This is a genomic window from Arenibaculum sp., assembly GCF_035998295.1.
Lineage (GTDB): Bacteria > Pseudomonadota > Alphaproteobacteria > Azospirillales > Azospirillaceae > DASYHS01.
Genome location: NZ_DASYHS010000072.1, coordinates 1 through 2,363 on the forward strand (window position 1 = coordinate 1; position 2,363 = coordinate 2,363).

At 68.9% G+C, this 2,363-nt stretch carries 2 protein-coding genes; both read right to left on the reverse strand.

Going from position 1 to position 2,363, the window contains the following annotated elements; genetic code table 11:
- The coding region (locus VGO20_RS08385) for an NAD-dependent epimerase/dehydratase family protein (protein ID WP_327501866.1) at window positions 1-692 on the reverse strand (692 nt) is incomplete at its 3' end.
- 99 nt (window positions 693-791) lie between these two features.
- Window positions 792-2,363, reverse strand: a 1,572-nt coding sequence (locus tag VGO20_RS08390) for a catalase (protein ID WP_327501867.1), incomplete at its 5' end; no start/stop codon positions are given.

Below are 2,363 nucleotides of genomic sequence, written 5' to 3' on the forward strand. Positions count from 1 at the left end.
GGCGCGGAGACGATGAAGACGTCGAACCCGATCGCGGGCGCCTTCTCCAGGGCCACGACATGGGCCTCGGCCGCGTCGTCGACCGTCAGGCGGCGGAACAGCAGCTCGTTCGCCTTGGTGTTGGCGTCCGTCTGCGCGATCGCGTGCGCCATGTCGTCGGGTTCCGGAAAGAACCGCGCGGTGCGCAGGACGACGACCGGCAGCCCGAACTGCTGGTGATAGAGGCGGCACAGATGCTCGCCCGACAGCTTGGTGACGCCGTAGATGTTGCGCGGCTCGGGCGGCAGGTCCTCGGTCAGCCAGGCGGCGCGCGCGGCGCCGCCGGACCGGCCGGCGCGGATCTCGCGCGAGATCATCAGCGAGGTCGTCGAGGTGAACACGAAGCGCCCGACGCCGTGGGCGACCGCCTCCTCCAGCAGGTTGAAGGTGCCCTCGACGTTGACTGCGATGAAATCGGCCCGCGGGCGGCGCTCGATGTCCGGCTTGTGCAGCGCCCCGGCATGGACGACCGCCTCGATCCGGCAGTCCCGGATCGCCGCCCGGACGGTCGCCCGGTCGGCGACCGAACCGACGATCGCCGTGTCCTCGGACGGCGCCGGGTCCAGGCCGAAGACCTCATGGCCGGCGGCGCGCAGCCGGGGCGCCAGCGTCCGCCCCAGCCATCCCGAGGACCCCGTCAGCAATACCCGCATGCGCCTCTCCCGCTCCGTCGTTGCGGGCGCATTCTTGCGGCACCCGCCCGGCGAAGGGAACGCATATGTTATTCACCGGGCGGGAGAGGCCTTGGCGGCTTACTCGGCCGCGTCGCGGCCGTGCTTCCTGCCCTCCGGACGGCCGCTGGTGTAAGTGGCGGCCGCCCGCCGTTCGCCGGGCGCGGGCTTGCCTTCCAGTGGCGGCAGGGCCTTCGCCTTCTCCAGGTCGATGCCGGCCGCCTCGGCGACGCGCCGCCCGTAATCCTCGTCGCAATGCCAGAAATGCCAGATCATCCGCAGCGCGATGTGCTCCGGGCATTCCTTCATGTCGGCGCCGAGATTGGCGATCAGGTCCTCGCGCTCCCAGTCCTCGAAGGTCCGGTAGCGCTCGCCGGCCTGCTTGTAGTCGTCGGCCGTGCGCGTGGTCTGGTAGCGGCCGAGATGGCCCTCGACCCACTGGTGATAGTCCTTGGCCGGCTTCGGCGCTTCGCGCAGCCCGCCCATTGAGCTCGGTTCGTAGTTCACGTGCGGGTTCTCCTGCCCGCCGTCGACGGAATGGGCCATCGAGCCGTCGCGCTGGTTGGTGCGGGCGGGCGTCTCCGGCGCGTTGATCGGGAGCTGCAGGTAGTTGGCGCCGACCCGGTAGCGCTGCGTGTCGGAATAGGACAGCGTCCGGCCCTGCAGCATCTTGTCGTCGGAAAAGTCGATGCCGTCCACCAGCACGCCGGTGCCGAAGGCGGCCTGCTCGACCTCCGCGAAGAAGTTCGACGGGTTGCGGTCGAGCACCAGCCGCCCGACCGGCAGCAGCGGGAACTGGTCCTCGGGCCAGCGCTTGGTGTCGTCCAGCGGATCGAAGTCCAGCTCGGGATGCTCGTCGTCGGACATGACCTGGACGCACATCTCCCACTCGGGATGGTCGCCGCGCTCGATCGCGTCATAGAGGTCCCGGGTGGCGTGGCCGACGTCGCGAGCCTGGATCTCGGCCGCCTGGCCGCTGGTGAGGTTCCTGACCCCCTGCTTCGGCTCGAAGGAGAACTTGCACAGCACCGCGACGCCCTGGTCGTTCACGAGCTTGTAGGTGTTGACGCTGGAGCCTTCCATGTGCCGGTAGTCGGCCGGGATGCCCCACGGGCTCTTCACCCAGGTCACCATGTGCAGGCTTTCCGGGTGGTGCATCACGAAGTCGTAGAAGCGCCACGGTTCCTGCCGGTTGCTGATGGGGTCGGGCTTGAAGGCGTGGATCATGTCCGGGAACTTGATGGCGTCCCGGATGAAGAAGATCTTCAGGTTGTTGCCGACCAGGTCCCAGATGCCGTCGACCGTCTTGAACTTCACGGCGAAGCCGCGCGGGTCGCGCGCGGTCTCGGGCGAATCCTTCGCGCCGATGACGGTCGAGAAGCGGATGAAGACCGGCGTCCGCACGCCGGTCTGCGTCAGCACCTTGGCACGCGTGTGCTTGGACGCGGGCTCGTCGCCGATCTTGCCATAGGCCTCGAACCAGCCATGCGCGCCGGTGCCGCGCGCATGCACGACCCGCTCGGGGATGCGCTCGCGGTCGAAATGCGTGATCTTCTCGATGAACTGGTAGTTCTCCAGCGTGGCGGGTCCGCGCTCGCCCACGCTGCGCAGGCTCTGGTTGTCCGAGACCGGGTGGCCCTGGCGGGTGGTCAA